General features: G+C 63.9%; 24 protein-coding genes. 10 read left to right on the top strand and 14 right to left on the bottom strand.

Features of this window, described 5'->3' with window-relative positions; translation table 11 throughout:
- Positions 1-61: 61 nt before the first annotated feature.
- Together LGQ10_RS20365 and LGQ10_RS20360 are read right to left on the bottom strand one after the other, a co-directional pair.
- Entirely contained in the window at positions 62-643 is a 582-nt protein-coding gene (locus tag LGQ10_RS20365; protein WP_058435483.1) for a mechanosensitive ion channel family protein, read from the bottom strand.
- On the bottom strand, positions 643-2,553 hold the full coding sequence (locus LGQ10_RS20360; protein ID WP_058435484.1) for an ATP-binding cassette domain-containing protein: 1,911 nt from the start codon (positions 2,551-2,553) through the stop codon (positions 643-645). Before LGQ10_RS20360 ends, LGQ10_RS20365 begins: the two co-directional genes overlap by 1 nt.
- 50 nt (positions 2,554-2,603) lie before the next feature.
- On the opposite strand from LGQ10_RS20360, the gene LGQ10_RS20355 reads away from it, so the two are divergent.
- Positions 2,604-3,062 (top strand): TIGR02444 family protein, encoded by a 459-nt coding sequence (locus tag LGQ10_RS20355; protein ID WP_226523010.1) that lies wholly within the window; start codon positions 2,604-2,606, stop codon positions 3,060-3,062.
- On the opposite strand, the gene LGQ10_RS20350 is transcribed toward LGQ10_RS20355, so the two are convergent.
- Positions 3,059-4,114, bottom strand: a complete 1,056-nt coding sequence (locus LGQ10_RS20350) for an AlgP family protein (protein WP_226523009.1) — start codon at positions 4,112-4,114, stop codon at positions 3,059-3,061. The genes LGQ10_RS20355 and LGQ10_RS20350 overlap by 4 nt on opposite strands.
- A gap of 193 nt (positions 4,115-4,307) precedes the next feature.
- On the opposite strand from LGQ10_RS20350, the gene LGQ10_RS20345 reads away from it, so the two are divergent.
- Entirely contained in the window at positions 4,308-4,973 is a 666-nt protein-coding gene (locus tag LGQ10_RS20345) for an FKBP-type peptidyl-prolyl cis-trans isomerase (RefSeq protein WP_058435487.1), read from the top strand.
- A 61-nt stretch (positions 4,974-5,034) separates the two neighbouring features.
- On the opposite strand, the gene LGQ10_RS20340 is transcribed toward LGQ10_RS20345, so the two are convergent.
- The 7 genes from LGQ10_RS20340 to LGQ10_RS20310 form a co-directional block, all read right to left on the bottom strand.
- Entirely contained in the window at positions 5,035-5,493 is a 459-nt protein-coding gene (locus tag LGQ10_RS20340; RefSeq protein ID WP_058435488.1) for an Rsd/AlgQ family anti-sigma factor, read from the bottom strand.
- A gap of 206 nt (positions 5,494-5,699) precedes the next feature.
- Positions 5,700-6,221: a disulfide bond formation protein B gene (locus tag LGQ10_RS20335; RefSeq protein WP_058435489.1), complete on the bottom strand. Its 522-nt coding sequence runs from the start codon at positions 6,219-6,221 to the stop codon at positions 5,700-5,702.
- Positions 6,222-6,387: 166 nt separating this feature from the next.
- Positions 6,388-7,626, bottom strand: a complete 1,239-nt coding sequence (locus LGQ10_RS20330) for a heme biosynthesis protein HemY (RefSeq protein WP_226523008.1) — start codon at positions 7,624-7,626, stop codon at positions 6,388-6,390.
- The gene (locus LGQ10_RS20325) at positions 7,623-8,762 is read right to left on the bottom strand and encodes a uroporphyrinogen-III C-methyltransferase (protein WP_058435491.1); all 1,140 of its coding nucleotides are present in this window, start codon (positions 8,760-8,762) and stop codon (positions 7,623-7,625) included. Before LGQ10_RS20325 ends, LGQ10_RS20330 begins: the two co-directional genes overlap by 4 nt.
- 17 nt (positions 8,763-8,779) lie before the next feature.
- On the bottom strand, positions 8,780-9,547 hold the full coding sequence (locus LGQ10_RS20320; RefSeq protein ID WP_226523007.1) for a uroporphyrinogen-III synthase: 768 nt from the start codon (positions 9,545-9,547) through the stop codon (positions 8,780-8,782).
- Complete coding sequence (gene hemC, locus LGQ10_RS20315; RefSeq protein WP_058434801.1) at positions 9,544-10,485, bottom strand: hydroxymethylbilane synthase; 942 nt, start codon at positions 10,483-10,485, stop codon at positions 9,544-9,546. The genes LGQ10_RS20320 and hemC overlap by 4 nt, the downstream gene beginning before the upstream one ends.
- A 126-nt stretch (positions 10,486-10,611) precedes the next feature.
- Positions 10,612-11,358: a LytR/AlgR family response regulator transcription factor gene (locus LGQ10_RS20310; protein ID WP_058434802.1), complete on the bottom strand. Its 747-nt coding sequence runs from the start codon at positions 11,356-11,358 to the stop codon at positions 10,612-10,614.
- 611 nt (positions 11,359-11,969) lie between these two features.
- On the opposite strand from LGQ10_RS20310, the gene argH reads away from it, so the two are divergent.
- The gene (gene argH, locus LGQ10_RS20300) at positions 11,970-13,364 is read left to right on the top strand and encodes an argininosuccinate lyase (protein WP_226523006.1); all 1,395 of its coding nucleotides are present in this window, start codon (positions 11,970-11,972) and stop codon (positions 13,362-13,364) included.
- A 47-nt stretch (positions 13,365-13,411) separates the two neighbouring features.
- Here the strand turns inward: argH and LGQ10_RS20295 are convergent, their stop codons facing one another.
- Positions 13,412-14,053: a glutathione S-transferase family protein gene (locus LGQ10_RS20295; RefSeq protein WP_226523005.1), complete on the bottom strand. Its 642-nt coding sequence runs from the start codon at positions 14,051-14,053 to the stop codon at positions 13,412-13,414.
- A 117-nt stretch (positions 14,054-14,170) separates the two neighbouring features.
- Here LGQ10_RS20295 and LGQ10_RS20290 point away from each other — a divergent pair, with 117 nt between their 5' ends.
- The 3 genes from LGQ10_RS20290 to LGQ10_RS20280 all read left to right on the top strand — a co-directional run bounded on the left by LGQ10_RS20290 (position 14,171) and on the right by LGQ10_RS20280 (position 17,923).
- Positions 14,171-14,455: a hypothetical protein gene (locus LGQ10_RS20290; protein WP_058434805.1), complete on the top strand. Its 285-nt coding sequence runs from the start codon at positions 14,171-14,173 to the stop codon at positions 14,453-14,455.
- A gap of 206 nt (positions 14,456-14,661) precedes the next feature.
- Positions 14,662-14,907 (top strand): TIGR02647 family protein, encoded by a 246-nt coding sequence (locus tag LGQ10_RS20285; protein ID WP_058434806.1) that lies wholly within the window; start codon positions 14,662-14,664, stop codon positions 14,905-14,907.
- Between the two features lie 169 nt (positions 14,908-15,076).
- Positions 15,077-17,923, top strand: a complete 2,847-nt coding sequence (locus LGQ10_RS20280; protein WP_226523004.1) for a class I adenylate cyclase — start codon at positions 15,077-15,079, stop codon at positions 17,921-17,923.
- A gap of 7 nt (positions 17,924-17,930) precedes the next feature.
- Here LGQ10_RS20280 and rnk read toward each other — a convergent pair whose 3' ends face one another.
- The 3 genes from rnk to cyaY all read right to left on the bottom strand — a co-directional run bounded on the left by rnk (position 17,931) and on the right by cyaY (position 19,055).
- A complete protein-coding gene (gene rnk / locus LGQ10_RS20275) occupies positions 17,931-18,344 on the bottom strand; it encodes a nucleoside diphosphate kinase regulator (RefSeq protein WP_025130883.1) in 414 nt (137 codons plus the stop codon).
- A gap of 141 nt (positions 18,345-18,485) precedes the next feature.
- On the bottom strand, positions 18,486-18,719 hold the full coding sequence (locus LGQ10_RS20270) for a DUF1289 domain-containing protein (protein ID WP_058438529.1): 234 nt from the start codon (positions 18,717-18,719) through the stop codon (positions 18,486-18,488).
- A gap of 3 nt (positions 18,720-18,722) precedes the next feature.
- Complete coding sequence (gene cyaY / locus LGQ10_RS20265; protein WP_058438531.1) at positions 18,723-19,055, bottom strand: iron donor protein CyaY; 333 nt, start codon at positions 19,053-19,055, stop codon at positions 18,723-18,725.
- A 228-nt stretch (positions 19,056-19,283) separates the two neighbouring features.
- On the opposite strand from cyaY, the gene lptM reads away from it, so the two are divergent.
- From lptM to LGQ10_RS20245, 4 genes are read left to right on the top strand one after another with little or no spacing between them, the layout of a single operon-like run.
- Positions 19,284-19,439, top strand: a complete 156-nt coding sequence (lptM, locus tag LGQ10_RS20260; protein ID WP_022641796.1) for an LPS translocon maturation chaperone LptM — start codon at positions 19,284-19,286, stop codon at positions 19,437-19,439.
- A 9-nt stretch (positions 19,440-19,448) separates the two neighbouring features.
- On the top strand, positions 19,449-20,696 hold the full coding sequence (gene lysA / locus LGQ10_RS20255; protein WP_058437477.1) for a diaminopimelate decarboxylase: 1,248 nt from the start codon (positions 19,449-19,451) through the stop codon (positions 20,694-20,696).
- Between the two features lie 4 nt (positions 20,697-20,700).
- Complete coding sequence (dapF, locus tag LGQ10_RS20250) at positions 20,701-21,531, top strand: diaminopimelate epimerase (RefSeq protein WP_226523003.1); 831 nt, start codon at positions 20,701-20,703, stop codon at positions 21,529-21,531.
- A 13-nt stretch (positions 21,532-21,544) separates the two neighbouring features.
- The gene (locus tag LGQ10_RS20245; protein ID WP_058437475.1) at positions 21,545-22,270 is read left to right on the top strand and encodes a DUF484 family protein; all 726 of its coding nucleotides are present in this window, start codon (positions 21,545-21,547) and stop codon (positions 22,268-22,270) included.
- Position 22,271 lies beyond the last annotated feature (1 nt).

Here is a 22,271-nt window from a genome sequence, read left to right as displayed (position 1 = left end):
TAGCTGCTGCCGCCCGTGCGGCGCTTATCGCAGCCTGCGACAGCGGCTATGGAGACAGGGGTTACTTTTCGTCGATACCCACGGACAGCACATCGGCACCACGCCAGCGGCGCACCGAGCGCTGGAAGAACAGGCTGTTGGGCACCTGCACCATGGCGCTGCCGGTGCCGGCTTCCTCAGGCTCGATCAACGTGGTGTACAGCAGATTGATGGCCACCACCCGACCCTTGATCCCCGGTTTGTCCAGGGTATCCACCAGCTCCACCACATCGCCCAGGCGGAACGGGCCGACAGTGAAGATCAGGATCGCGCACAGCAGGTTGGAGAGCACGCTCCACATGGCGAAGAACGCCACGGCTGCCACCGCGACGAAACCCGACAGTGCCGTCCACAACACGGTGGCGGACACGCCCAGGCGCTCCAGCACGAAGATCACCGCGCTGCCCATGATCAGCCAACGCAGGCCACCGCGCAGAGGCATCAGCAACTGCGGCGGGAATGGATACCGCTGGCCCAGGCGGGTAAGGCCACGGGCGACGAAGCGCTGGGCCAGGTAGCCCGCCAGGAGAATCAGCAGGATCTGCACGCCAAGCCACAACGGACCGACCCACTGCGCCGGCAGCGGCAATTGCAGCGCCTCCATCAGGACAGCGCCTCCAGCTCGGCCTGCATGCTTTCCAGCAGTTCCAGAGCGTGCATCCAGGCTTCTTCCAGCTCGGACTCACGGACCTTGAGCTTGGCCTGCTCGGCCAGCAGGTCCCGCAGTTCGTCCTTGCGCGCAGCCTCGTACAGACCGCTGTCGCCGAGGCTGGCCTCGATCTTGGCCAGGCGCTCATGGACCTTGCCCAACTCGGCTTCCAGCTTGTCGGCCTCGCGCTTGTGCGGCGCCAGTTGCTGGCGCAGAGCAGCGGCGGCCTGACGCTGGGCCTTCTTGTCGGTCTTGTCCGGATTGACCGGGGTGTTGCTGACCGGGGCATTGCGCTGGCGGTACTCCACCAGCCAACGGGTGTAGTCGTCCAGGTCACCGTCGAACTCTTCGACCTTGCCGTCCGCCACCAGGAAGAAGTTGTCGGTGGTGCTCTTGAGCAAATGACGATCGTGGGAAACCACCAGTACCGCCCCACTGAACTCTTGCAGGGCCATGGTCAGGGCCAGGCGCATCTCCAGGTCCAGGTGGTTGGTCGGTTCGTCGAGCAGCAGCAGGTTCGGCCGCTCCCAGGCGATCAGCGCCAGGGCCAGGCGGGCCTTCTCGCCACCGGAGAAATTCAGCACTGGCTCATCGATCCGCGCACCACGGAAATCGAAGCCGCCGAGGAAATCGCGCAGGGTCTGCTCACGCTCGGTGGGCGCCAGCCGCTGCAGATGCAGCAAGGGGCTGGCCTTGGAGTCCAGGGAGTCGAGCTGATGCTGGGCGAAGTAGCCGACAACGGTGTTCTCGCCCCGGGTCAGGCGCCCGGACAGCGGCGACAGCTCACCGGATAGGTTCTTGATCAGGGTCGACTTGCCGGCACCGTTGGGGCCCAGCAGACCGATCCGCGCACCCGGGGTCAGTTGCAGCTTGACCTTCTCCAGTACTGCGCGCTCGCCATAACCCAGGCGGGCATCGGAGAGGTCGATCAGCGGGCTAGAGATCTTCGTCGACTCGCGGAAGGTGAAGTCGAACGGCGAATCGACGTGGGCCGCCGACAGCTCCTCCATGCGTTCCAGGGCCTTGATCCGGCTCTGTGCCTGGCGGGCCTTGGTGGCCTGGGCCTTGAAGCGGGCGATGTACTTTTCCATGTGCGCGCGCTGGGCCTGCTGCTTCTCGTAGGCTTGCTGCTGCTGGGCCAGGCGCTCGGCCCGAGCGCGCTCGAACGCGCTATAGCCACCGCGATAGAGGGTGATCTTGCGCTGGTCGACGTGAGCCACGTGATCGACCACCGCATCCAGGAAGTCCCGGTCGTGGGAGATCAGCAGCAAAGTGCCGGGATAACCCTTGAGCCACTCTTCGAGCCAGATGATGGCGTCAAGATCCAAGTGGTTGGTAGGTTCGTCGAGCAGCAACAGGTCCGACGGGCACATCAGCGCCTGGGCCAGGTTCAGGCGCATCCGCCAGCCCCCGGAGAAGTCGCCGACCTGACGGTCCATCTGTTCGTTGGTGAACCCAAGGCCAGCCAGCAGCTTGCGTGCCCGGGCATCGGCGGTATAGCCGTCGGCGCTGTCGAGCTCGGCATGCAGTCGTGCCTGGGCTGAGCCGTCCTGGGCCGCTTCGGCGACAGCCAGGTCGCGCTGCACCTCGCGCAGGCGCAGGTCGCCATCGAGCACATAGTCCACTGCCAGGCGTTCGAGGGTATCGACCTCCTGGCGCATGTGGGCGATGCGCCAGTCGGCGGGCAGGAAGCAGTCACCCGAATCCGGGTGCAGCTCACCGCGTAGCAAGGCGAACAGGCTGGATTTTCCGGCACCGTTGGCACCGATCAGGCCGGCTTTCTGGCCGGCGTGCAGGGTCAGCTCGGCGTCTTCTAGCAGACGTTGCGGACCACGCTGTAAAGTCAGGTTCTGAAGTCGAATCATAATGGCGGCGGAGTCTACCAGCTTCGCTCGCAACTGGCGCGAGTAGCACTATGTCCTCTGATCTATGGAGTTTTTCCCTCAAGACCTATGCCCTGCCCGGCGTACAGCAAGCCTGCCTGCGCTTGCAGGATGACGGCGCCGATGTATGCCTGATGCTCTGTGGCGCATGGCTGGGTTGGCGGGGCGTGGAATGCAATGGGCAGCGCCTGGCACAACTCAAGGCGTTGGCCGCGCCATGGCAGCGGGACGTGGTCCAGCCACTGCGGGAACTGCGGATCGGCTGGCGTGTGGCGGCCAGTGCGGATGCCGACCTGGGCGCATTGCGCGAGCAGCTCAAGACCCTGGAGCTGGAAGCCGAACGACAGTTGCTGTGGCGGTTACAGGAGCAGGTGCGAAGCTGGCCCGAAACCCAGGAGCGGAGCCTGGACCACTGGTTGCAAGGATTGGCGACCGAAGCCGCCGACCGCGACGCATTGCAAGTGCTGCGCGCCGCGGTGGCTAACGCTTAGGACGCGCTGGAGGGGGTGCTGGCAGCTGGGGTCGCTGGAGCAGCGGCCGGAGTGCTTGCTGCGGTAGGAGCCGACGAAGCTGCTGGCGCTGCCGGCGCTGGCTTGGCGGCTGGTGCAGCGGGTTTGGCCGCGACTGGTTTGGCGGCGGCAGGCTTGGTCGCTGGCTTGGCGGCCGCAGGTTTGGCGGCAGGCTTCTTCACGGCGGGTTTGGCCGCAGGTTTGGCAGCGGCAGGCTTGGCGGCCGAGGATGCCGCAGGCTTGGCCGCAGCAACGGGCTTGGCAGCCGGTTTGGCCGGTGCCTTCACTGGAGCCTTGGCCACAGGTTTGGCGGCTGGCTTTGCTGGCGCGGGCTTGGCTGCAGCAGTCTTGGCCGGTGCCGGCTTGGCAGCAGGTTTGGCTGCTGGTTTCGCGGCGGCCTTGGCGGCCGGTTTAGCGGCTGGCTTGGCTGCAGCGGGCTTGGCGGCGACAGGTTTGGCTGCTGGTTTCGTAGCAGGTTTAGCTGCGGCAGTCTTGGCTGGCGCAGGCTTGGCAGCGGGTTTCGCAGCAGCCTTGGCAGCCGGTTTGGCTGCTGGTTTCGCGGCGGCCTTGGCGACAGGTTTAGCCGCTGGCTTGGTCGCCGGCTTCTTCGCGGCAACCACTGCCGGTTTGGCCTCACGAGTGTTCAGCGCCTTGGCTGCAGCTTCCTTCACCTTGCCAACGCCTTGCGCCAGCTTCAGGCTTTCCTGGGCATCACGCTTGAGCTGCAGGATGTAGCTGCGGGTTTGTGCCTGGCGCTCTTTCAAGGCGTCCAGCAAGTCTTCGAGTTCTTTCGCTGCGGTCTTGGCCTTGGCTTGTGCCTTGGCTTTGCCAGCTGTCGCGGCGTCCTGCAGTTTGGTGCGCGACTTGTGCAGTTTTTCCTGGGCCTTGCCTCGTTGTTTCTCCAGCTTGGCGAGCAGTTTTTCAGCATCAGCCAAGGCTTGGGAACAAGCGTTTTCCAAGTGTTCGAGCAAGCTGCCCGACAACTGTTGGAGCAAGTGCAACGGAGTATTTACAGGCTTCTTATTGGCCGACATGGTTTACCTCCTGGCTGACGTGAGTTGCGGCTCATACTAGACCTCTGCTGCTACCGCCGCTAGGTCATGTTGACAGTATCGAAAGCCCGGCGTTGCAGCCGATTGAAAATGTTCTTCGAGCCCATGGAAGTTGCCCACCAACAAGGGCTTCGGCGCTGGCATAATCCACCGCTACTCAGGCCGGAGAGTGCCCATGTCGCGTTACCTGTTTTTGTCCTTGAGCCTGTTCTTGCCGCTGGCCCAGGCCGCTGTCGAACCGCCGCCCAACGACGCCCACGATCTTGCCTACAGCTTGGGTGCAAGCCTCGGCGAAAGGCTGCGCGACGAAGTCCCCGACCTGCAGATCCAGGCGCTGGTCGAAGGCCTGAAAGCCTCGTACCAGGGCAAGCCCCTGGCACTGAAGACCGAGCGCATCGAGCAGATCCTCGCCCAGCACGACGCCCGAACCAGTGAGCAGTCGGCCAAGTCGCAGACCGAAGCTGCACTGGAAAACGAACGACGCTTTCTCGACCAGGAAAAAGCCAAGCCCGGAGTTCGCCAACTGGCAGATGGCATCCTGCTGACCGAGCTGGCCCCCGGCAGCGGCAACAAGCCCACTCCCAACGGTTCGGTCCAGGTGCGCTACACCGGACGACTGCCCGATGGCACCGTGTTCGACCAGGCTCAGCAGCCGCAATGGTTCCGCCTGGACAGCGTGATAGCCGGCTGGCGCAGTGCCCTGACGCAGATGCCTGTCGGAGCCAGGTGGCGCCTGGTGATTCCCGCCAACCAGGCCTACGGCACCGAAGGTGCCGGCGACTTGATCGCGCCCTATACGCCACTGGTATTCGAGATCGAGTTGCTAGCCGTCGCCGGCTGAACGCCAGCAACGAAAACGGCACGCCTTGGCGTGCCGTTTCCTTTGCCACCAGGACCTGCTCTCAGGCCTGGGCCACCGCTTGCTGCTTATGGGCATTGTGCAGCACTTCGATCAGGCAATCCTCGAGCTCGAAACGCTCATGCAACAGGCCACCCAGCTCCTTGAATTTTTGCGCCACGCACTGCCCTGCATCACACAGGTCATTGAAGGCCAGGAGCTTCTCGGTGATCACGTCGATGCGTGGATAGAGGGTGTCGGCCAGCTCCAGCCCGCGCGTGTCGCCAAAAGCCTTGGCTTCGCCAGTCAGCTGTTCGTAGATTTCAAAATGACCGGCGGACACGTAGTCCACCAGGAGCCCGCAAAACTCTTGCAGGGGCTTCTTGCTCTTGCTCAGCGCCTCGGGTTCGGCACCCAGCACATCATAGGCTCGAACCAGTTCATGACGCGCCTGCAACCAGCGGTCGATCAGCAGATGAACTCCACCCCAGCGTTCCTGAGCATTCTGACAACTTTCGAGCATGGTGATCTCTCTTCCCTCAAGGGTCATGCCATTGACCGCCATCCCCCAATGGAGACCCTGGACCAGGTCAGGCGCAACGGCATCGAGCAAGCGAATTAGAGTGGCAGGTGCGGGCCAGATTATGCCCGCGCGACAACAGCTTCAAGGTACGCAGGAGATAAAGTTCATACAAGCGTTTAATCCGCCAACCCCGGCCAAACAATGACTCAGGGCAACACAGCAGCCTTGCGGGCAGCCCCCAGGGAACGCAACAGGCGATAGCTGCTGAAGACCAGGACGAGCAGGAAAAGCAGCAGGCTCCACTCCGGCAGGCTCAAGTCGAGCAAGGTCCAGGAGACCTCGGCGCAGTCCGCAGTTCCCATGAAGATCAATTGCAGCGCCTGCCACCAGGACAGATTGCGCAGCATGAACGGCATGTCCGGCAAGCAGGCCAGCAATTGTTCGGAGGGGATATTCTGCAAGAGCACATGGCGCCCCGCAGTGATCACGCCGAGCACACCCAGCAGCAGGTTCGCTCCCCAATACAGCGGGCGCCCCCAGCGCATTGGCCCCTGGACAACGGCCAGCAGGTTGACGCCGCCGAGCACCAGCATCAGCACTCGCTGCACGCCCCACAAGGGGCAGGACTCCAGGCCGCCTCCGGCTTGCAGGTTGAAGGCCGCCCACGAGGCGAAGGCCCCCACCAAAAATACCAGGGAGAACAGCGAGCGAGAGCCGGCCAGCGACATGAGATATCCGTAACGGAAGAAACAGGCAGCCACGGTAGAGAAAGCGCTCGCTCCTTTCAAGGAGCGCCAGGTCGCAACCGATCGACGACCGATCGGCCAGCAGCCAGGTTACCGCAGCAAGAAAAAGACCGGTTGCCCGGAACAGGCAACCGGCCCTGACAAGGCTTCAGGTCCGCGCCGGAACCGGCAACGGTGCAGCCAGCAGGCGCTCGTCCAGTAATCCCAGGCCTTCCTGGAACAGCTGGTTACTGCGCTCGGTGTCACCCAGCTGCGCCAGCAGGCGAGCCAGTTCGGCGCAGGCCTCGGGATTGCGCTGCAGGCGCAAGCTGCTCTCCAGGTAGTCACGGGCCTTGCCCCAGAGACTGTTCTGCAGGCTCAGGCGTCCCAGGGTCAGCAGCAGGCCTGGATCATCCGCATGCTCCTTGAGCCAGTGCTCGGCAGTCTGCAACTGACGCGCAGGATCACCACCACGCACCAGACCATACAACCGTGCCAGGTGGCTTTCGTACTTGCGCTTGATCGCCGTGCGCAGCGCCTCTTCGGCCTCGGCCCCGGCACCCAGTTGACGCAATTGCTCGGCATAGGCCAGGACCAGTTGCGGCTCCTGGCGTTGGGCCGCAGTCAGTTGCTGCCAGGCGCGATTGAGCGATTGCAGGGCCGAGGCCTGATCCTCCTCGCGACGCGCAGCCAGTCCCAGGTTCTCACCCCAGGCCCGGCGCTCCAGCTCTTGCAGCTCAGCGGCAGGCAAGACCTTGTCCTTGCGCAGCTCGGGCAGCAGGCGGATCAGCGCCGGCCAGTCGCCACGCTGCTGATGCAGGCGCTGCAACTGGCGCAGGACCTGGACACTGTGGGGATGGCGATCATGCATGGCTTGCAGGGTAGCCAGCGCACCCTCGGTGTCGCCACGATCGGTCTGCAGCTGGGCGTGGCTCAGCGCCACGGCCAGTTCGGCCTGGGGCTGGCGGGTCAGCGCCCGCTCCAGCAGGCTGTCGCACTCGTCGTAATGACCCAGTTCGTTGGCCGCCCGGGCCGCGCCAAGGTAATACAGCAACGGCTGACGCTCGGCTTCGGCGGCACGGTGCAGGTGCTTCTGGGCACTGGCCCAGCGTCCTTCCGCGAGGTCCATCTGGCCTTGCTCGATGGCGATCTGCACTCGACGGCTGCGATTGCGTCGCGACCACGGATTGACCACGCCCCCGGAAACCATCACCAGCTCCACCAGCAGCTTGATGCCCCAGATCAACAGCCAGACGAGCGCCACCAGGGCCAGGGTCGCCCAGAGGCTCGATTCATAACGAAAGCTGCTGTAGGCGATCAGCACGTAGCCGGGATGTTCAGCGATGGCCAGCCCCAGCAGGCCGATGGCCGCGATCAGCAGCAGGACGATCACATAGGCACGCTTCATGGGCTGGTCTCCCGGGCGGTGCTTGCCGCGGGCTTGGCCAGGGGCTTGACCGACTCCTCGACACTGAGGTTACGCCGCTCGAGGTAGGCCTGGACCGCACCCAGGGTTTTGGCCAGGTCCGGCGTGACCACGGTCACTGGTTGCTTGCCCAGCTCGGCCAGGCGCTCGAGCATGAGCTTGCTCTGTGGGTTGTCCTGATTGAAGTGGCTGGTCAGCACATCGCGGGCTTCGGTCAGCGCCTGGGTATAGACCGGTGCCTGGCCGTTGAGCGCTGCCCACTGCGCTTGCTCCAGCGCCAGGCTGAGGGCCAGGCGTACCTGGGTCAGCCCCTGGCCGGCCAGCAGCGGACGAATGTTCTTGTCGGCATTGAAGTCGATACGGAAGTAACGGGAGACCTGGTCCCACCACTGTGCCCAGCGGCTGGCGCCGTCGCCGTCGGCGGTCAACCCCAGCAAAGAGTCGCCACGGTCCTTGTATTCCGGGGCCACGGCGCTGAGTTCCAGCACCTGGTCACGCAGGGCGCCCAGTTGCAGGAACAGGCCGGTGCGATCCGGCTGTTCTGTGCTGCGCAGGCCCGCCAGGCTCTTGGCTAGTTGCTCGCGGGCAGCGAAGGCGCCCGGATCGTTCTGTTCGCGCAGGATATCGTCGGCGCCCTGGACCAGCGCCTGGGCACTGGTGATGTCCTGCAATGCCGAGAGACGCAGGCTGGCCAGGCGCAACAGGTGCTCGGCCTCGGCCAGGCGCCAGTCCTTGCGGCTGGCGCCAAGCACGGTCTCCAGGCGCTGGTTCAGGCGCTGCTGGTCACCTTGCAGCTGTGCGACCAGGCGACGCCGGTCTTCCAGCTCGTCGGCCGCCGGCAACTGCTCCAGGCGCGCGCTCAGGCGCTGCTCACTGAGCTTGAAGCTCTGCGCCTGGTCGCCCAGTGCCTGCAACTGGCTCAACTGTTGCTGGTTGTTGGCCTGCAGGCTGCGCACCTGCCAGATCCCCCAGCCGCCGACAGCGACACCCGCCGCCCCCAGCAGCAGGGCCAGTATCGCCAACCCGTTGCCACGACGCTCAACGGTTGGGGCCACGGGTTCAGCCGGCGCCTGGGGCACCGGCTGGGCTTCATCTTTAGGCAAGGCTGTTTCGCTCACGTATCCATCCTTTGCGTTTAGAGAACGGGCACGGGTTGCTCCCGTAACGCCGTTAGCAAAGCCGCGGCACTGGCGCCGCGGCAATCCACAACTGTTTCCGCCCCGGCGGCACGCGCCATGTCGGCGACCCGTGGGCTTGGAACAAACAACGGCATCTTCGCCAGCTGCGGCCAGGCAGGGCCGGCCAATTGCTGCAGGTGGCTGAAACCCTGTCCACTGCTGACCACCAGCCCGTTCAAGCGTTCCCCAAGGATCCGCTGGAGCAATGCACCCTCGGGGTAATGAGGCAGGCACCGACGGTAGAGTTCCAGATAATCGACACTAGCACCTTGACTGCGCAAGCGCTCAGACAGCAGTTCACGCCCGCCCTCTCCGCGCACGATCAGCACCCTGGGGTCGGGCTGGCCGATAGCCTCGCGCAATTGGGGAAGTTCGAGCAAGGCTTCACTGTCATCGCCCGCCTGGGGATAGAACACCGGCAGCCCGGCATCCGCCAGGATCTGGCCAGTGCCTGCCCCCACACAAAACCAGTGCTGGGCTGGTGGCTGCGGCCAATACAGACGCAAGAGCTCGAGGCCAAGGTTGGCCGCTGGCTTGCTGACCACGATCACTGCGCAATAACGATCCAGCTCCAGCAGGATCGAACGTTGTGCATCAGTCACGGGCAGGGCCTGGATTTCCAGCAGGGGCAGGCTGTTGCTGGACACTCCCGACTCGGCCAGGGTCGCCGCCAGTGTGGCGCAGTCCTCGGCCGGCCGGGTCAGCAGCAGGCGCCAGCCGGTCACTCTTGTCCAGCCTCGCCATAGACCGCGCGCAGGATGTCACCGGCGCCCTGGGCCAGCAGGTCGTCCGCCACTTGCACGCCCAGCTCGGACGCACAGGCACGCGGGGCCCGGGCCTGGGCACTGAGCAGCACACCGCCACTCGGCTCGCCCACCAGGCCGCGCAACCAGAGCTGGTCGCCTTCCAGGACCGCGTAGCAGGCAATGGGCACCTGGCAGCCGCCGTTCAAGTGTTTGTTCAGCGCCCGCTCGGCGCTCACTCGGCTGGCGGTGTCAGCATGGTGCAGCGGCGCCAGCAGCGCGTGGATTTCACTGTCGGCGCTGCGACATTCGATGCCGACCGCACCCTGGCCGCCAGCCGGCAGGCTGTCCTCGACACTGATGGAGGAACGGATACGATCTTCGAAACCCAGGCGAATCAGGCCTGCCGCAGCCAGGATGATCGCGTCGTACTCGCCGGCATCCAGCTTGGCCAGGCGAGTATTGACGTTGCCCCGCAGGAAGCGGATCTGCAGGTCGGGGCGGCGAGCCAGCAACTGGGCCTGACGGCGCAGGCTGGAAGTACCCACCACGCTACCCTCGGGCAACTCGTCGAGGCTGGGGTAGGTGTTGGAGACAAAGGCATCACGCGGGTCTTCACGCTCACAGATGCAGAACAGGCCCAGGCCTTCGGGGAAGTCCATGGGGACATCCTTCATCGAATGCACGGCGATGTCGGCCTGGTTTTCCAGAAGCGCGGTTTCCAGCTCCTTGACGAACAGACCCTTGCCGCCGATTTTCGACAGGGGCGAGTCCAGCAGCTTGTCGCCGCGGCTGACCATGGGCACCAGGGTCACGACAAGACCCGGATGGGCCTCTTGCAGGCGGGCTTTGACGTATTCGGCCTGCCACAAGGCCAGAGCACTTTTGCGGGTAGCGATGCGGATTTCGCGAGAGGACATGGATCAATCCGTACTGAATAGATACGGCAGATGATAACAGCTCAGCCAAAGCAGCTTTGACTTGTGTCAGAAACCCGGCACCCTCGCGCTGCCAGGCTTCCCTGCTGGCATGTCCCGGCCCCCGCCCTAGAGCTGCTGCATCATCTTGCGCACGCCCGCCACATGGCGTCGACTGACAATCAGCGCATCGCCGTTGAGTCCCTTGAGGTACAGCTGGAAATGCCCCAGCGGCGTGCGTTGCAGGCGCTCGATGCGCTCGCGGGCCACCAGGGCATTGCGGTGAATCCGCACGAAGCGCTCGCCGAACTCGTCCTCCAGGGCCTTCAGTGGCTCATCGAGCAATACTTCGCCGCCCTCATGGCGCAAGGTCACGTATTTGTGATCGGCAATGAAGTACACCACCTGGGCCAGGGGAATCAGTTCGATGCCCTTGCGGGTGCGGGCACTGATATGACTGCGCGGACCACTGCCCGTTTCCGCTGCGGGCCGGGTCAGGGCGGCCAGTTGAACCCGGGAGGGCTTCTCGGCCTTTTTCAAAGCTTCCAGCAACAGCTCCGGGCGCACGGGCTTGACCAGATGCCCCACGCTGCTGTCGTTGAACGCTTCGAGGGCAAACTCCTCCGGAGCTGCGCAGAATACCAGCGCCGGGGGCGTCTCACGCTCGCACAGCTTGCCGGCGACCTGCAGGCCGTCCAGGCCAGGCATGCGCACATCGAGCAGGACGATGTCCGGCTTCAGGCTGTCGATCAGGCTCAATGCCTCTTCGCCATTGGTGGCGCTGGGCTCCAGGACACTGTACCCCTCGAGCTCGCCGATCATGCGGATCAGGCGCTCGCGGGCTTGGGGTTCGTCATCAACGATCAGGACATTCATATTGCGCTGGATTCCTGCGTGAGTCTCGCACAAGGATAGCGTAGACAGGTGGAGTGACGTCCGTCACGGCGATCCACGCTAAGACTAGTGCGAAGGCCAAAAAGTGCCGCAAGTCGGGTACCAATATTTACCCGTACCTGCCCGATGCCGCTTCGGGCTGCTGGATGCGCGACAAGGTCGCAGGGAATGCTGGAATTCAACACGAAGCCCCCTCGTTTATGGCCGGCGCCCAACCTGGCCGCACCCGGTCTCGTTTAGTGGACGGGTTGCATGGCCCATGCGCGGTATGAACTCGATGAACGACCTGTCGCGGGCACCCGGGGGGATACCGCGTGATTGCGCCGTTCCTCTTGTCCAACTGTAGACGGTTGCCAAGACGATATTGCTCAATCGGTAAATATCGTTTGATCGATATCACCTTCCGTACTCAGACAACCGACCTCGCACTGACGCACCGGTTCCAGTCTCCGCGCCGCCAGGGCCGGCGACAAGCTGTCCCGGGGTCGCACGCAAAAAGCTGTCGACCAGTGCCAGCGACAGCCCGGGCAACCCTGCTATCATCGGCGACTGTTTTTCACGCCATCTTCCTTCAGCAGATCACGAGCGAATTCATGAGCACTGACAAGACCAATCAGTCCTGGGGCGGCCGCTTCAGTGAACCCGTCGACGCCTTCGTCGCCCGCTTCACCGCCTCTGTCAATTTCGACCAGCGCCTGTATCGCCACGACATCATGGGCTCCATCGCCCACGCCACGATGCTGGCCAAGGTCGGCGTGCTCACCGACGCCGAGCGCGACAGCATCGTCGACGGGCTGAAGACCATCCAGGGCGAGATCGAGGCCGGCAGCTTCGACTGGCGCGTGGACCTGGAAGATGTGCACATGAACATCGAGGCGCGCCTGACCGACCGCATCGGCATCACCGGCAAGAAGCTGCACACCGGGCGCAGCCGCAACGACCAGGTGGCCACCGACATCCGCCTGTGGCTTCGGGACGAGATCGACCTGATCCTGGCTGAAATCACTCGCCTGCAAAAAGGCCTGCTGGAGCTGGCCGAACGCGAAGCCGAGAGCATCATGCCGGGCTTCACTCACCTGCAGACCGCCCAGCCCGTGACCTTCGGCCACCATATGCTGGCCTGGTTCGAAATGCTCAGCCGTGACTACGAGCGCCTGGTGGACTGCCGCAAGCGCACCAATCGCATGCCCCTGGGCAGCGCTGCGCTGGCCGGCACCACCTACCCGATCGACCGCGAACTGACCTGCCAACTGCTGGGCTTCGAAGCCGTGGGCGGCAACTCGCTGGACAGCGTTTCGGACCGGGACTTCGCCATCGAATTCTGCGCCGCCGCCAGCGTGGCGATGATGCACCTGTCGCGCTTCTCCGAAGAGCTGGTGCTGTGGACCAGCGCGCAATTCCAGTTCATCGACCTGCCGGACCGCTTCTGCACCGGCAGCTCGATCATGCCGCAAAAGAAAAACCCCGACGTGCCGGAACTGGTGCGGGGCAAGAGCGGCCGGGTATTCGGCGCCCTGATGGGCCTGCTGACCCTGATGAAGGGCCAGCCCCTGGCCTACAACAAGGACAACCAGGAAGACAAGGAACCCCTGTTCGACGCCGCCGATACCCTGCGCGACTCGCTGCGGGCCTTCGCCGACATGATCCCGGCCATCAAGCCCAAGCACGCGATCATGCGTGAAGCAGCCCTGCGCGGTTTCTCCACGGCCACCGACCTGGCGGACTACCTGGTGCGCCGTGGCCTGCCATTCCGTGACTGCCACGAAATTGTCGGCCACGCCGTGAAGTACGGTGTGGAGACCGGCAAGGACCTCGCCGAGATGAGCCTGGAAGAACTGCGCCAGTTCAGCGAGCAGATCGAGCAGGACGTGTTTGCCGTCCTGACCCTGGAAGGTTCGGTGAATGCCCGCAACCACATCGGCGGCACCGCGCCGGCCCAGGTCATCGCGGCCGTGGCCCGCGGCCAGGCGCTGCTGGCCAGCCGCTAGATCGCTTGACGCCCGCCCCGGCTGAAGCCTGGGCGGGCGCAAGTGGATCAGCCGTTTCGCGCGGCCAGCATCGCGGCCTTGTCGGCGGCGATCCGCCGGGCATGGGGCCTTTGTTCCAGGCGCTGCAACAGCGCTCTGGCCTCGGGCATCCGGGCCAGGAAATCGACCCCGAACAACTTGTCCCCGACCACCAGGGCAAGACTCACGCTGTACTGGAAGTACAGGTCCGCAAGGCTCAAGTCGCTTCCGGCCACATAAGGGTCGAACCGGGCATGCCGGTGCAACGCGGCAAATCCCTGCAACAATTCGATTCCGGCCTTCTCCTTGATCGCCTCGGGCAAGGTCGCACCGAAAAAGACTTCGGCAAAGCAGGCCCGGGCCGGCAACTCGATGTACAACTCGATCTCCCTGGCCAGCGACAGCACCTGGGCACGCTCGAAAGGCTCCTTCGGCAGCAGCGCCGGTTCGGGCCGGACCTGTTCCAGGTAATCGAGGATCACACTGGTTTCACTGATGAAACCCTGTTCCACCTCCAGCACCGGTATCTTGCCCCGGGGGCTGATGGCCAGCGCCTCGGGCCCCTGGCCGGCGTAGAACAGCACCTCTTCGAATGGCAGGCCCTTTTCCAGCAAGGCCAGCTTGACCATGTTGTAGTAGTTGCTGATGGCGAACCCATAAAGCTTGAACATTCCATTGCCTCCAGGCCGTGCAGGGGTCGGCTGTTTCATGGAAGCTTAACCCTCCCCGGGCCAAGCATGGCGTGCCGAAATCCGGGTAGACTGGCGCCTTTCCTTGAGGAGCCTGCCATGAGCGAGCCGACCGATATCGACAACGACGAAGAAGAGTTCGCCGAAAACACCCTGATCGAGGCCATCGAGAACCAGATCGAAGGCGACAACCCGCCAGCGGCCAAGGCCACGTTCAACAAGCTGACCCTGGTGGGCTACGAGCGAGAGGAAATCCTCAACCTGATGGCCCATGTGCTGGCGATCGAGATCGATGCGATCCTCGAACAGGACCGCCCCTTCGATACCCAGTGGTACGAAGCCGCGTTGCGTGCCCTGCCGGAACTGCCTCCCGAAAAGCAGTGAAACCTGCCTGCAGGAGCGCGGCATCACGCGGCGCTCCGTCCCGTCGCCACGACGTGACACCCGCCTGCTGACTACACTGCAACCACCCTGCGGCCAAACACCGCTGCAAGGGCTCGCAAAAGTACTCAGCGAACGCTGGACACACCGCCGTCGTGCGGTCACCTTAAGAACGCTGACCTTTCATTCATAGAAAGTCTGGAGTCCTTATGTCGTATACCCCTGAGTTGGTTGCCGAACTGGAAATCCTTGCACTGTTCAACCTGGACAGCTCCCAGGAAGGCCTGAAGATCCATCAGACCGCCGCCCCTTCCGCCATCGCCGCCGCCAAGCGCCTGTATACCAAGGAGCTGATCACCCAACCCGATGGCGGCTACCTCACCAGTCTCGGCCGCGACGCCGCCGAGCATGTCCAGGGCCTGCTGACCATTCTCACCGTTGCCGAAACCGCCTGAAGACTTCCCCTGGCCTGCGGGACTCCCGTCCGTCGGGTTTCCGTAGGCTGCTTCACGCCAATGCGCTAGAAATCCGGCGTCAAAAATAAAAATCAATTCAAGGCTCGGCCCAGTCTGCCGGTAAACTGCCTGCGACCCTGAACCACGCCACGTTCGAGCTCCGCTTGAGATGTCCCATACCCACGAAATCCGTCCCGACCTGGATGAAGGAATCGACCGCAAGGTCCTAAGCCAACTTCGCGCGCGTTTTCTCACCCTCAACGAAGGACGCATGGCCCGGGCGATGGAGGGGCTGTCTGCCCGCCAGCAACTGGTCCTGAACCTGTTGCCGCTGTTCTTCCACGTCAATCACCCGCTGCTGCCGGGTTATGTCTCCGGTGCGACGCCTGCGGGGCTGTCCAACTACGAACCCGATCCCCAGGTCCTGGCCGAAGCCCAGCGCCTGACCCGTTCCTTTTCCTACAAGGCGCGCCACGGCAACCCGCCCCGGCCGATCCACGGACTGTTCCTCATGGGCAGCCTGGGCACCCTGGCCCAGGCCGACCAAAGCGACATGGATGTCTGGGTCTGCCACGCTCCCGACCTGAGCGAAAGCGAGCTGGCCGAACTGCAGAAGAAATGCCAACTGCTCGAAGCCTGGGCCGCAGGCCAGGGCGCCGAAGCCCACTTCTTCCTCATCGAGCCAAGCCGCTTCGTGCGCGGAGAGCGCGATACCCAGCTGAGCTCGGACGATTGCGGCACCACCCAGCACTACCTGTTGCTGGACGAGTTCTACCGTACCGCCATCTGGCTGGCCGGACGCACGCCATTATGGTGGCTGGTACCGGTGTACGAGGAGCCACGCTACGAGCAGTACATCCACACGCTGCTATCCAAGCGTTTCGTCCCCGCCGAGGAAAATCTCGACCTGGGGCACATGGCGCGCGTCCCTCCGGGCGAGTTCATCGGCGCCGGGCTCTGGCAGCTGTTCAAGGGCATCGAGTCGCCCTACAAGTCCGTGCTCAAGCTGTTGCTGATCGAGGTCTACGCCAGCGAGCATCCGCGGGTCCAGTGCCTGAGCCTGCGTTTCAAGCAGGCGGTGTTCGCCAATCGCCTGGACCTGGACGAGCTGGACCCCTACATCGTGGTCTACCGGCGCATCGAGGAATACCTCAAGGCCCGGGGCGAGCAAGAACGCCTCGAGCTGGTGCGCCGCAGCCTGTACCTCAAGGTCAACCGCAAGCTGACTGCGGGCAACGGCGCCCGCAGCCCCAACTGGCAGCGGGCACTGCTGGAACGCCTGGCAGATGAATGGGGTTGGGATCAACGCCAGCTGGCACTGCTCGACAGCCGTAGCCAGTGGAAGGTCCGCCAGGTCGGCGCTGAACGCCGAGCCCTGGTCAACGAACTCAACTACAGCTATCGCTTCCTGACCCAGTTCGCCCGCACCGAGCAGGCTGCCAGCCTGATCAACAAGCGCGACCTGAACGTACTGGGCCGACGCCTCTATGCAGCCTTCGAACGCAAGGCCGGAAAAATCGAATTCATCAATCCGGGCATCGCCCCGGACCTGGCGGAAGACACCCTCACCCTGGTGCACTCGCCCAACCGCAAGGAGCCTGGCCACAACCACTGGGGCCTGTACAACGGCAACCTGACGGCCCTGGAGTGGGAACACTTCGCGCCGATCAAGCGCAGCCGCGAACTGCTGGAGCTGCTCACCTGGTGCCACCGCAACGGAGTCATCGACAGCAGCACGCGTCTGGCGCTGCACCCCGGCAGCAGCGATTTGAGCGAGTTCGAGCTGTTCAACCTGCTGGGCAGCCTGCAACAGACCGTGGCGCTGCCGCTGACTACCGTCAGCGAAGACCAGTTGCTGCACGCCAGTGTGCCCAGCGAGGTGCTGGTACTGGTGAATGTCGCGACCGACCCACTCAAGCATCACCGCGAGCTGAACATCCACATGACCACCGAGCGCACCGACTCGTTGAGCTACGCCGGGGTGCGCGAAAACCTGGTGCTGACCCTGGACCAGGTCACGCTCAACAGCTGGAACGAGGTCATGGTGGGCCGCCACGACGGCGAACATGCCTTGCTCGATTGCCTGCGGGACTACCTCAACAACCTGCCATCCGGCCTCCAGCCCCGGCTGCGGGTGCGCTGCTTCTGCCACAACCGGGCGCAGTTCATCGCCCGGCGGGTGGAGGAGCTGTTCGAGACCGCGCAGAACCTGCTGCTCAGCCAGCTCAACTACCGCTACCTGGTCCAGGTGCAGCAGCATTACCACGTCCTCGAGCTGGTACCCGGCCAGGTCCGGCACAGAGCCCTGGCCACTCCTGCGGCACTGCTGGACTACCTGGGGCAGGAACAGGCCCATTACAGCCCGTTGCACCTGGACCCCATGGCCCTGGAGGATCATGACCTGGCGCTGATCCTGCCCATGGGCCAGCCGGATTGCATCCAGGTGTTCTACCGGATCGTCGAGGGCCAGGCCGAGCTCTATGTCCTCGACGAGCACAATGCCCTGTGGCAGCAGAGCGCGCCCTACCATGACGAGCAGAGCCTGCTGGTGCCGCTGCAGCGTTTCCTGCAGTCGATTCTCTATCGCCGTGAAGCCCTGCTGCCCATGGACAGCAGCACGGGCGACAAACCTCTGGAGATACTCTATTTCCAGGTCCTGCCTTCAGGCACTTCCCGGGCGCGCCGAGTGGAAGCGCGGCCAGCCCCGCTGACGCCGGTGGACAAGGGTTTCTATGATGTGCAGGCGATCATTGGCAAGGCCGCACCGGGCCAGGTGCAGGTCTCGCTGTACTGCAATCAGCAGGAGTTTTGCGAACTGGAGCATGGCGACCAGCTGTTCAGTGCCGTGGTCCGGGAAATCGTCGAGCAGCGTCGCGACGCGGAGCGCTATCGCTGCTACATCACCGACCTGGACCTGTCCGGCCTGCTCGGTGATGGACAAAGCTCGAGCATTCTCTACCTGCGCTACAAGGCCAGCCTGGAGCGCGCCCTGAACGAGGCGCTCGAGCAGGCCTAGGCAGGCGTCAGAGGTGGAAGTCGCCAGCGGCTTCCGGTTGGTATTCCACTTCCAGCAGGGTCAGTTTCAGGGTCTTGCCGCCCGGGGCCGGCCAGTCGATGTACTGGCCCACTTGCAAGCCCAACAATGCGCTGCCCACCGGGGCCAGGATGGAAATCTTGCCCTCGTCGGCGTTGGCATCCTGTGGGTAGACCAGGGTCAGGTGGTAATCCTTGCCGCTGCTTTCTTCCCGGCAGTGCACCCGCGAATTCATGGTGACGACACCGGCCGGAACCTCATCGTGACCCACCAGCGTTTCGGCGCGATCCAGCTCGGTTTGCAGGGCAATGACGCCTGGCAGCGAGTCGTCCAGACTGTCGATCAGGCGCTCCAGACGCTGTACGTCAAGGCGGGTAAGGATGATGGATGGTGCAGTGCTCATGATCCTGGCTGACTCCTGTTTTTTCTGCACAAAAAAGCAAAACCCCGCCAAATAAGACGGGGTTCTCACCGGCCTCGAGGTAGCGAGGCGAAATCTGACACTATCACAGCAATCCGAATAAACAAACCGTGCAGGCTGGAACTACAGATCCCCCGGCGCCGCGGCCTGTTTACGCTGCAGCGCCTGGGCGCAGATCACCCGGCGACGCTCGTCGTCGGCCGAGCGCCATTCGCGAATATCTTCCACATGGCGGAAGCAGCCTCGGCAGACCTTCTCCTCATCGAGGCGGCACAGGCTGATGCACGGCGAGCCCACCGCCGGACTGACGTTGCTGTAGAGCGGTTTGGGCGCACGTGCCGCAAGCGTCTGGCTCACGATTCAGAGCCCCTCGAACTCGAGCTTGATGCCCGCCTGTTCGAAGACGATGCGTTCGAGCATCTCGCCCAGCTGTTCTTCGCTCTTGTCGCACATCCAGCGCTCGCTCTCTTCGTCGTAATCGAAGTGGAAACCACCGGAACGCGCAGCCAGCCACAACTGGCGCAGGGGCTCCTGGCGACTGAAGATCACCTGGCTGGCATTATCGAACTTGACGGTAAGCACGCCGGCCGAGCTTTCCAGATCGATGTCCAGGTCGCTCTCATCGAAAATATCCTCCAGCGCCTGCTGGGTGGCATCCACCAGGTCGTGGAAACGGGCTTCGGTCAAACTCATTGCGGGAACCTCGAAAAGTGTCTAGTCACGCTCAAGCACCGCAAGATACGGGCGCCTCCCGGTGAATGCAAAGGATACAGAACCTGCGGCGGCCCGGGGTGACCAATCCGCCGACGGAGCCTCGCAGCCGCTGGGAAAGGCCCGCCAGGCGGGATTTACCTTGCATAGGCAAGCTGCCGGGTGGCCGGTATACTCGGGCGCAATTTACGCATTCTCAAGGATTTCGCCATGAAGCGCCTGATCTCCGCCCTTGCTGCGCTCGTCGCGGTTGCCTGCCTTGTAACCGCCTGCGGCCAGAAAGGCCCGCTGTACCTGCCTGACGACAGCAAATCCCCTGAAGAGCAGTCCAAGGCGCACAAGCACGATACCTACGACACCTACTAAGGGCTCGCCATGGACGCTTTCAACTACCGCGACGGTGAGCTGTTCGCGGAAGGCGTAGCCCTGTCCGCCATTGCCGATCGTTTCGGTACGCCCACCTACGTCTATTCCCGTGCACACATCGAGGCCCAGTACAGGGCCTATGCCGACGCACTTGCCGGCATGCCGCACCTGGTCTGCTTCGCGGTGAAAGCCAACTCCAACCTGGGCGTGCTCAATGTCCTGGCGCGCCTGGGCGCCGGTTTCGACATTGTGTCCAGAGGCGAGCTGGAACGCGTGCTGGCAGCCGGCGGCCAAGCCGACAAGATCGTCTTCTCCGGTGTCGGCAAGACCCGTGACGACATGCGCCGCGCGCTGGAAGTCGGCGTCCACTGCTTCAACGTCGAATCCGCCGAGGAGCTGGAACGCCTGCAGTCCGTGGCCGCCGAGCTGGGCCTGCGTGCACCGGTGTCGCTGCGGGTCAATCCCGACGTCGATGCCGGCACCCATCCGTACATTTCCACCGGGCTCAAGGAAAACAAGTTCGGCATCGCCATTGCCGCCGCCGAGGATGTGTACATCCGCGCAGCGCAACTGCCCAACCTGGAAATCGTCGGGGTCGACTGCCACATCGGCTCGCAACTGACCACCCTGGCCCCCTTCATCGATGCCCTGGACCGCCTGCTGGACCTGGTCGACCGCCTCGCCGAGTGCGGCATCTACCTGCGCCACATCGACCTGGGTGGTGGCCTGGGCGTGCGCTACCGTGACGAGGAACCGCCACTGGCCGCCGACTACGTCAAGGCAGTGCGCGAGCGCCTGGCCGGCCGCGACCTGGCCCTGGTGTTCGAACCGGGGCGCTTCATCGTCGCCAATGCCGGTGTGCTGCTGACCCGCGTGGAGTACCTCAAGCACACCGAGCACAAGGATTTCGCCATCGTCGACGGTGCCATGAACGACCTGATCCGCCCGGCGCTGTACCAGGCCTGGATGGACGTCAGCGCCGTACGGCCCCGGGATGCCGAGCCCCGTACCTACGACATCGTCGGCCCGATCTGCGAAACCGGCGATTTCCTCGCCAAGGAACGCTCGCTGTCCCTGGTCGAGGGCGACTTGCTGGCAGTGCATTCCGCCGGCGCCTATGGTTTTGTCATGAGCTCCAACTACAACACCCGCGGCCGTGCCGCCGAAGTACTGGTCGATGGCGACCAGGCTGTGCAAGTGCGTCGCCGCGAAACGGTGACCGAGTTATTCGCTGGCGAAAGCCTGCTGCCGGAGTAAGACCATGCTGCTGCGTTTTACCAAGATGCACGGCCTGGGCAATGACTTCATGGTTCTCGACCTGGTCAGCCAGCACGCGCATATTCAGCCCAAGCACGCCAAGCAATGGGGTGATCGCAATACCGGAATCGGCTTCGATCAGTTGTTGATCGTCGAGGCCCCGACCAACCCGGAGGTGGATTTCCGCTATCGGATCTTCAACTCCGACGGTTCCGAGGTGGAACAGTGCGGCAATGGCGCGCGCTGCTTTGCCCGGTTCGTGCTGGACAAGCGCCTGACCACCAAACGCCAGATCCGCGTGGAAACCAAGAGCGGCGTGATCGAGCTGGACGTGCGCAACGACGGCCAGATCAGCGTCGACATGGGTCCGCCGCGCCTGGTGCCGGCCGACATCCCGTTCCAGGCACCGGCCCAGGCCACCAGCTATACGCTGGATGTCGAGGGACGCCAGGTCGAGTTGGCCGCCATCTCCATGGGCAACCCCCATGCCGTGTTGCGGGTCGAGGACATCAACAGTGCCCCGGTCCATGAACTGGGGCCGAAGATCGAGCATCACCCGCGCTTCCCGGCGCGGGTCAATGTCGGCTTTCTTCAGGTACTGGACCGTCAACGCGCGCAACTGCGGGTGTGGGAACGTGGCGCCGGGGAAACCCAGGCCTGCGGTACCGGCGCCTGCGCCGCTGCAGTGGCCGCGATCAGCCAGGGGTGGATGGATTCGCCGCTATTGATCGACCTGCCGGGCGGGCGCCTGTCCATCGAGTGGGCGGGCCCTGGCCAACCGGTGCTGATGACCGGCCCGGCAGTACGTGTATACGAAGGACAGGTGCGTCTATGAGTGAGCGAAATCCATGACCGATCAGCCGCAGGTTCCCGCCACAACGCCCGACGAATCCCCAGCCCAGAGCCTGGAGGCGGCCGCCGTCGCGGCCTACCTGGAGGCTCACCCGGACTTTTTCGTCGCCCATGAAGAACTGCTTCCGGCCTTGCGCATTCCCCACCAGCGCGGCGATACCGTTTCGCTGGTGGAGCGACAGATGAACATCCTGCGCGAGCGCAACATCGAGATGCGCCATCGCCTGTCGCAATTGATGGATGTGGCCCGGGACAACGACCGGCTGTTCGACAAGACCCGCCGCCTGATTCTCGCGCTGATGGACGCCAGCAGTCTCGAGGAAGTGGTGATGAGCGTCGAAGACAGTCTGCGCCAGGAGTTCCAGGTGCCTTTCGTCAGCCTGATCCTGTTCAGCGACAGCCCCATGCCCGTGGGTCGCTGGGTATCGGCCGCCGAAGCCCAGGGCGCCATCGGCGGGCTGTTGTCCGAAGGCAAGAGTGTCAGCGGCAGCCTGCGTGAACATGAGCTGGACTTCCTGTTTGGCGAGGAACAGCGCAAGCAGATCGGCTCTACCGCAGTGGTGGCCCTGACTCACCAGGGCATGCACGGCGTGCTGGCCATCGCCAGCCGTGATCCCCAGCACTACAAGAGTTCGGTGGGCTCCCTGTTCCTCAACTACATCGCCGAAGTCACTGGTCGCGTGTTGCCACGCTTCACCCATTCCCTGCGCTCGGTACGCTGAG

Origin of the sequence: Pseudomonas sp. L5B5 (genome assembly GCF_020520285.1) — a bacterium.
Lineage (GTDB): Bacteria > Pseudomonadota > Gammaproteobacteria > Pseudomonadales > Pseudomonadaceae > Aquipseudomonas.
The sequence above is the reverse complement of the archived record's forward strand: the minus strand, read 5'-3'. Positions and strand labels throughout refer to the sequence as shown.

Excerpts from the sequence above, each read along its gene's own strand:
- LGQ10_RS20365 (WP_058435483.1), bottom strand. The coding sequence starts at position 643 with ATGGAGGCGCTGCAATTGCCGCTGCCGGCGCAGTGGGTCGGTCCGTTG.
- LGQ10_RS20360 (WP_058435484.1), bottom strand. The coding sequence starts at position 2,553 with ATGATTCGACTTCAGAACCTGACTTTACAGCGTGGTCCGCAACGTCTG.
- LGQ10_RS20355 (WP_226523010.1), top strand. The coding sequence starts at position 2,604 with ATGTCCTCTGATCTATGGAGTTTTTCCCTCAAGACCTATGCCCTGCCC.
- LGQ10_RS20350 (WP_226523009.1), bottom strand. The coding sequence starts at position 4,114 with ATGTCGGCCAATAAGAAGCCTGTAAATACTCCGTTGCACTTGCTCCAA.
- LGQ10_RS20345 (WP_058435487.1), top strand. The coding sequence starts at position 4,308 with ATGTCGCGTTACCTGTTTTTGTCCTTGAGCCTGTTCTTGCCGCTGGCC.
- LGQ10_RS20340 (WP_058435488.1), bottom strand. The coding sequence starts at position 5,493 with ATGCTCGAAAGTTGTCAGAATGCTCAGGAACGCTGGGGTGGAGTTCAT.
- LGQ10_RS20335 (WP_058435489.1), bottom strand. The coding sequence starts at position 6,221 with ATGTCGCTGGCCGGCTCTCGCTCGCTGTTCTCCCTGGTATTTTTGGTG.
- LGQ10_RS20330 (WP_226523008.1), bottom strand. The coding sequence starts at position 7,626 with ATGAAGCGTGCCTATGTGATCGTCCTGCTGCTGATCGCGGCCATCGGC.
- hemC (WP_058434801.1), bottom strand. The coding sequence starts at position 10,485 with ATGTCCTCTCGCGAAATCCGCATCGCTACCCGCAAAAGTGCTCTGGCC.
- LGQ10_RS20310 (WP_058434802.1), bottom strand. The coding sequence starts at position 11,358 with ATGAATGTCCTGATCGTTGATGACGAACCCCAAGCCCGCGAGCGCCTG.
- argH (WP_226523006.1), top strand. The coding sequence starts at position 11,970 with ATGAGCACTGACAAGACCAATCAGTCCTGGGGCGGCCGCTTCAGTGAA.
- LGQ10_RS20295 (WP_226523005.1), bottom strand. The coding sequence starts at position 14,053 with ATGTTCAAGCTTTATGGGTTCGCCATCAGCAACTACTACAACATGGTC.
- LGQ10_RS20290 (WP_058434805.1), top strand. The coding sequence starts at position 14,171 with ATGAGCGAGCCGACCGATATCGACAACGACGAAGAAGAGTTCGCCGAA.
- LGQ10_RS20285 (WP_058434806.1), top strand. The coding sequence starts at position 14,662 with ATGTCGTATACCCCTGAGTTGGTTGCCGAACTGGAAATCCTTGCACTG.
- LGQ10_RS20280 (WP_226523004.1), top strand. The coding sequence starts at position 15,077 with ATGTCCCATACCCACGAAATCCGTCCCGACCTGGATGAAGGAATCGAC.
- rnk (WP_025130883.1), bottom strand. The coding sequence starts at position 18,344 with ATGAGCACTGCACCATCCATCATCCTTACCCGCCTTGACGTACAGCGT.
- cyaY (WP_058438531.1), bottom strand. The coding sequence starts at position 19,055 with ATGAGTTTGACCGAAGCCCGTTTCCACGACCTGGTGGATGCCACCCAG.
- lptM (WP_022641796.1), top strand. The coding sequence starts at position 19,284 with ATGAAGCGCCTGATCTCCGCCCTTGCTGCGCTCGTCGCGGTTGCCTGC.
- lysA (WP_058437477.1), top strand. The coding sequence starts at position 19,449 with ATGGACGCTTTCAACTACCGCGACGGTGAGCTGTTCGCGGAAGGCGTA.
- dapF (WP_226523003.1), top strand. The coding sequence starts at position 20,701 with ATGCTGCTGCGTTTTACCAAGATGCACGGCCTGGGCAATGACTTCATG.
- LGQ10_RS20245 (WP_058437475.1), top strand. The coding sequence starts at position 21,545 with ATGACCGATCAGCCGCAGGTTCCCGCCACAACGCCCGACGAATCCCCA.